Source organism: Guyparkeria halopsychrophila (genome assembly GCF_044582135.1).
In the GTDB taxonomy this organism is placed as follows: domain Bacteria; phylum Pseudomonadota; class Gammaproteobacteria; order Halothiobacillales; family Halothiobacillaceae; genus Guyparkeria.
In genome coordinates, this window is sequence record NZ_JBDODP010000067.1 from 1 (window position 1) to 594 (window position 594).

Below are 594 nucleotides of genomic sequence, written 5' to 3' on the forward strand. Positions count from 1 at the left end.
AGGCTACTTCTAGGCGGCCCACCAGGCTCGTATTGGCGCGTACAGACATAACAGACAGGTTTTTGGGACATGGCACACGCATCGGACTTGATCGCCTCGGACATCGGGGCCTATCTAAAATCACACGAGAACAAGGGGCTGCTGCGGTTTATCACCTGCGGCAGCGTGGATGACGGCAAGAGCACCCTGATCGGACGATTGTTGTTCGAATCCAAGCTGTTGTTTGAGGACCAGCTAGCCGCGGTGGAGGCCGACTCGAAGAAGTACGGCACGCAGGGTGGCGAGATGGATTTTGCGTTGCTGGTCGATGGCCTGGCCGCCGAGCGCGAGCAGGGCATCACGATCGACGTGGCCTACCGCTTTTTCTCCACCGACAAGCGCAAGTTCATCGTCGCCGACACCCCGGGCCACGAGCAGTACACCCGCAACATGGTTACCGGCGCCTCGACCGCCGATGCCGCCATTCTGATGGTTGACGCCCGCCAGGGCGTGCTCACCCAGACGCGCCGCCACAGTTTTTTGATGCACCTGATCGGCATCCGTCATGTGGTGGTGGCGATCAACAAGATGGACTTGGTCGATTATTCGCAGGAG

General features: G+C 59.6%; 1 protein-coding gene. It reads left to right on the plus strand.

Annotated features, from left to right (window positions below):
* Positions 1–69 precede the first annotated feature (69 nt).
* Positions 70–594, plus strand: a 525-nt coding sequence (locus ABGV18_RS11510) for a GTP-binding protein (RefSeq protein ID WP_396586144.1), incomplete at its 3' end; no start/stop codon positions are given.